General features: G+C 72.6%; 6 protein-coding genes. All 6 read left to right on the top strand.

Annotated elements, in window-relative coordinates:
* Positions 1-307 precede the first annotated feature (307 nt).
* Entirely contained in the window at positions 308-961 is a 654-nt protein-coding gene (tsaB, locus tag FNH04_RS41175) for a tRNA (adenosine(37)-N6)-threonylcarbamoyltransferase complex dimerization subunit type 1 TsaB (protein ID WP_322725354.1), read from the top strand.
* A 26-nt stretch (positions 962-987) separates the two neighbouring features.
* Entirely contained in the window at positions 988-1,566 is a 579-nt protein-coding gene (locus FNH04_RS41180) for a GNAT family N-acetyltransferase (protein WP_152791302.1), read from the top strand.
* Complete coding sequence (gene tsaD / locus FNH04_RS41185; protein WP_152791299.1) at positions 1,559-2,668, top strand: tRNA (adenosine(37)-N6)-threonylcarbamoyltransferase complex transferase subunit TsaD; 1,110 nt, start codon at positions 1,559-1,561, stop codon at positions 2,666-2,668. Before FNH04_RS41180 ends, tsaD begins: the two co-directional genes overlap by 8 nt.
* Positions 2,665-2,922, top strand: coding sequence for a hypothetical protein (locus FNH04_RS41190; protein ID WP_322725355.1), 258 nt, complete (start codon positions 2,665-2,667; stop codon positions 2,920-2,922). Before tsaD ends, FNH04_RS41190 begins: the two co-directional genes overlap by 4 nt.
* A 181-nt stretch (positions 2,923-3,103) precedes the next feature.
* Positions 3,104-3,517: a YciI family protein gene (locus FNH04_RS41195; RefSeq protein ID WP_152791300.1), complete on the top strand. Its 414-nt coding sequence runs from the start codon at positions 3,104-3,106 to the stop codon at positions 3,515-3,517.
* The gene (locus FNH04_RS41200; protein ID WP_152791304.1) at positions 3,517-4,692 is read left to right on the top strand and encodes an RNA polymerase sigma factor; all 1,176 of its coding nucleotides are present in this window, start codon (positions 3,517-3,519) and stop codon (positions 4,690-4,692) included. The genes FNH04_RS41195 and FNH04_RS41200 overlap by 1 nt, the downstream gene beginning before the upstream one ends.
* The last annotated feature ends 250 nt before the right edge of the window (positions 4,693-4,942 follow it).

The following is a 4,942-nucleotide window of genomic DNA, read 5'->3' on the forward strand; positions in this document are numbered from 1 at the left end:
GCCTTGGACTTCACGGCCGCGGGGGAGTCGGAGGGGGACGGCTTGCCCAGGTCTTCCGGTACGTTCGCCGACGCCTGGTAGGCGAGGAAACCGACTGCGGCGATGGCCGCCGCGGTGAGCCCGGCCACGAATCCCGAGCTGCTTCTGGCCACCTTGTGCGCCCACCTCTCGTACCTGAGTGCGGCTCTGATGTGTGTACGTCGTTCGAGTACGTCTTCGTTCGTACGTCCTCGCTGTGACGGTAGCAGGAGAGGGGCGGTGGGCCGGGACGGCCGTGGGTGCGGCTCGGGCGCCGTAGGCTGTTTGCGTGCTCTTGCTCGCTCTGGATACCGCCACCCCCGCCGTCACCGTCGCCCTGCACGACGGGACGGACGTCGTCGCCTCGTCGAGCCAGGTCGACGCGCGCCGGCACGGGGAACTGCTGCTGCCCGCCGTCGACCGGGTCCTCGCCGAGGCGGGTACGCGTCTGGACGCCGTCACCGGCATCGTCGTCGGCGTCGGCCCCGGCCCGTACACCGGGCTGCGCGTCGGCCTGATGACCGCCGACACCTTCGGACTCGCCCTCGGGGTCCCCGTCCACGGACTGTGCACGCTGGACGGGCTCGCGTACGCGTCCGGCCTCGACGTGCCGTTCGTCGTGGCCACGGACGCGCGGCGCAAAGAGGTGTACTGGGCGCGGTACGCGGACGCGCGGACGCGGGTCACGGACCCGGCCGTCGACCGGCCCGCCGAGATCGCCGACGCCGTGGCCGGGCTGCCGGCGGTGGGCGCCGGGGCGCTGCTCTACCCCGACACCTTCCCGAGCGCGCACGAGCCCGAGCACGTGTCGGCGGCCGCGCTCGCCTCGCTCGCCGCGGTGAGGCTGGCCGCGGGCGAGGAACTGTCCGCCCCCCGGCCCCTCTATCTGCGCCGCCCCGACGCCCAGGTGCCCAAGAACTACAAGGTGGTCACCCCCAAGTGACCCCGGAGACCTCCGTGCTGCGCGGGATGCGCTGGTGGGACATCGATGCCGTACTGGAGCTGGAGAAGGACCTGTTCCCCGAGGACGCCTGGTCGCGGGGGATGTTCTGGTCCGAACTGGCCCATGCGAGGGGGCCGCGGGCGACGCGGCGGTACCTGGTCGCCGTTCAGGGGGACCGTCTCGTGGGGTACGCGGGACTGGCGGCCTCGGGAACCGGAGCCGACGACGAATCAGGCAGAGGATCGGGCGACGTATCCGGCGGCCCATCCGACAGTGGCGCCACCGCGGTTGCCGACGTGCAGACCATAGCCGTCGCCCGCGACCAGTGGGGCACCGGACTCGGCGCGCGGCTGCTGACCGAGCTGCTGGGTGCCGCGACCGCGTTCGAGTGCGCCGAGGTGATGCTCGAGTGCCGCGTCGACAACGTCCGCGCCCAGAAGCTGTACGAGCGCTTCGGCTTCGAGCCCATCGGCTTCCGGCGCGGCTACTACCAGCCGGGCAATGTGGACGCCCTGGTGATGAGACTCAGCATGGCATCCGACAGCGGCTCCGCCGAGGGTGCGACAACCGGAAACGGCGTACAAGGAACCGATATCAATGGCTGACGAACCACTCGTCCTCGGCATCGAGACCTCCTGCGACGAGACCGGCGTCGGCGTCGTCCGCGGTACCACGCTGCTCGCGGACGCGATCGCGTCCAGCGTCGACGAGCACGCGCGCTTCGGCGGAGTGGTGCCCGAGGTCGCGTCCCGGGCCCACCTGGAGGCGATGGTGCCGACCATCGACCGCGCGCTGAGGGAAGCCGGGGTGAGCGCGAGGGACCTGGACGGCATCGCGGTCACCGCCGGGCCCGGTCTCGCCGGCGCCCTGCTGGTCGGTGTCTCGGCGGCGAAGGCGTACGCGTACGCGCTGGGCAAGCCGCTGTACGGCGTCAACCACCTGGCCTCCCACATCTGTGTGGACCAGCTGGAGCACGGCGCGCTGCCCGAGCCGACGATGGCGCTGCTCGTCTCGGGCGGGCACTCGTCCCTCCTGCTCTCCACCGACATCACCTCGGACGTCAGGCCGATGGGCTCCACCATCGACGACGCGGCCGGTGAGGCCTTCGACAAGATCGCGCGCGTGCTGGACCTGGGCTTCCCGGGCGGGCCGGTCATCGACCGCTACGCGCGCGAGGGCGACCCGGAGGCGATCGCGTTCCCGCGCGGGCTCACCGGTCCGCGTGACGCGGTCTACGACTTCTCCTTCTCGGGGCTGAAGACCGCGGTCGCGCGCTGGATCGAGGCGAAGCGGGCAGCGGGGGAGGAGGTGCCGGTACGTGATGTGGCGGCGTCCTTCCAGGAGGCGGTCGTGGACGTCCTGACGCGCAAGGCCGTACGCGCCTGCAAGGACGAGGGCGTCGACCACCTGATGATCGGTGGCGGAGTCGCGGCCAACTCCCGGCTGCGCGCCCTCGCCCAGGAGCGCTGTGAGGCGGCCGGGATCCGGCTCCGTGTCCCGCGGCCCAAGCTGTGCACGGACAACGGGGCGATGGTGGCGGCGCTGGGCGCGGAGATGGTCGCCCGGGGTCGTGCCGCCTCGGACTGGGACCTGTCGGCGGACTCGTCCCTCCCGGTGACGGACCCGCACGTGCCCGGCACCTCGCAGGCGCATGGCCACGGTCACGACCATGTGCACGAGACCGCCAAGGAGAACCTGTACTCGTGACCGTCGCCCTGATGTGGGAGGCCCGGGCGGTGGCGGGCCGCGGTGCGGAACTCCTCGCCTGGGCCCGCGCGCAGACGCTGCCGTCCCCGCCCCTGCGCCGGGAGACCTTCCGCGCGCCCCAGGACCGGGTGCTGGTCATCACGTGGTGGAACGCCCCCGCCGACGCCGAGCTTCCCGAACTGCCCGAGCCGGACGGGGAGTTGGTGACCCGTTCTGTACATCGGTGGCGGTTCGAGTCGCTCGGTGAGGGGTGAGGGGCGACGTCACCCCGACTGCCCGAGAGCACCGCAAGCCCACAAGCCACGAGACGGCTCGGACAGGCTCATCCACGCGAGTCAAAAAATCATGGGCGGCGATGTCGAGAACCCGTGGCCGGCTCCGTCCCCGGGGTGAACGCGACCACAATGGGTCGCAGCCTCACCGAGGAGAATCACGATGGCCAAGTACCTGCTGCTCAAGCACTACCGAGGCGCTCCGGCCGCGGTCAACGACGTGCCGATGGACCAGTGGACGCCGGAGGAGATCTCGGCCCATGTGCAGTACATGAACGACTTCGCGGCCCGGCTGGAGAAGACCGGCGAGTTCGTCGACGGTCAGGCGCTCGCCCCCGAGGGGGCGTGGGTCCGGTACGACGGTGAGGGGCGCCCGCCGGTCACCGACGGCCCGTTCGCCGAGACCAAGGACCTCATCGCCGGCTGGATGGTGATCGACGTCGACAGCTACGAGCGCGCCGTCGAGCTGGCCGGGGAGCTGTCGGCCGCCCCCGGGGCGGGCGGGAAGCCGATCCACGAGTGGCTCGAGGTGCGCCCGTTCCTGGCCGCGTCGCCCACCATCGAGCAGTGCCATTGATGGACGAGGCGCTGCTTCGGAGCCTCACGCCGAGCGTGCTCGGGATCCTCGTCCGCCGCGGAGCCGACTTCGCGGCGGCCGAGGACGCCGTGCAGGACGCCCTGGTGGAGGCGGTCCGCGCCTGGCCGGCCGACCAGCCCAGGGATGCCAAGGGCTGGCTGGTCACCGTGGCCTGGCGCAAATTCCTCGACGCGACCCGCGCGGACGCCGCCCGCCGCCGCCGTGAGGACCGCCTCGACGAGGAGCCGGCACCCGGGCCCGCGGCCGCGGTGGACGACACCCTCCAGCTCTACTTCCTGTGTGCCCACCCGTCGCTGACACCGGCCTCCGCGGTCGCCCTCACACTGCGCGCCGTCGGCGGGCTCACCACCCGCCAGATCGCCCAGGCCTACCTGGTGCCCGAGGCAACCATGGCCCAGCGCATCAGCCGGGCCAAGCGCACCGTCTCCGGCGTGCGGTTCGACCAGCCCGGGGACGTCGCCACCGTGCTGCGCGTCCTCTACCTGGTCTTCAACGAGGGCTACTCCGGCGACGTCGACCTCGCAGTCGAGGCCATCCGGCTCACCCGGCAGCTCGCGGCCGTGATCGACCACCCCGAGGTGGCCGGACTGCTCGCCCTCATGCTGCTCCACCACGCCCGGCGCGCGGCCCGGACCGCGCCCGACGGCAGCCTGGTGCCGCTCGCCGAGCAGGACCGCGGCCGGTGGGACACGCGCCTGATCGCCGAGGGCGTCGGGATCCTGCAGGCGGCCCTCGCCCGCGACCGGCTGGGTGAGTTCCAGGCCCAGGCCGCCATCGCCGCCCTCCACGCCGACGCGCCCACCGCCGAGGAGACCGACTGGGTCCAGATCGTCGAGTGGTACGACGAACTCACGCGTCTGACCGACAGCCCCGTCGTCCGGCTCAACCGCGCGGTCGCCGTCGGCGAGGCCGACGGACCACGCGCCGGCCTGGCGGCACTCGCGGCGCTGGACGACTCCTCCCCCAGCTCCTCGAGCACGGGACACCCCATGCCCCGCCACGCCGCGGTGGCGGCCTACCTCCACGAACGCGACGGCGACCTGGCCACGGCGGCACGGCTGTACGCCGAGGCGGCCCACAAGGCACCCAACCTCGCCGAACGCGACCACCTGATGCGCCAGGCCGCCCGGCTCAACACCCGCCGACGCCACTGACAGGGCCGCGCGCGGATCCTCCCACGGCACCTGGCACGGCCCCCGCGGCCAGTGCGGTCGCCTCAGAGTGAGGGACGGGTCGAGACCAGTCGTATGACGCGTCGCCGGCGGGGAAGGCCGGCGGCGACGACATGCGCGCCGGCCGGGCTCGCCCACGAAGAACACGAAGAACACGAAGAGTCGGCTTCGGTCCGTGGTGGGCTCTGGGCCGGAGGTGGGCTCTGGGCTGGAGGTGGGCTCTGGGCTGGAG

The organism is Streptomyces phyllanthi (assembly GCF_009377205.1).
Lineage (GTDB): Bacteria > Actinomycetota > Actinomycetes > Streptomycetales > Streptomycetaceae > Streptomyces > Streptomyces phyllanthi.

Coding starts and splice junctions, on each gene's coding strand:
- FNH04_RS41180 (WP_152791302.1), top strand. CDS start 988: ATGCGCTGGTGGGACATCGATGCCGTACTGGAGCTGGAGAAGGACCTG.
- tsaD (WP_152791299.1), top strand. CDS start 1,559: ATGGCTGACGAACCACTCGTCCTCGGCATCGAGACCTCCTGCGACGAG.
- FNH04_RS41195 (WP_152791300.1), top strand. CDS start 3,104: ATGGCCAAGTACCTGCTGCTCAAGCACTACCGAGGCGCTCCGGCCGCG.
- FNH04_RS41200 (WP_152791304.1), top strand. CDS start 3,517: ATGGACGAGGCGCTGCTTCGGAGCCTCACGCCGAGCGTGCTCGGGATC.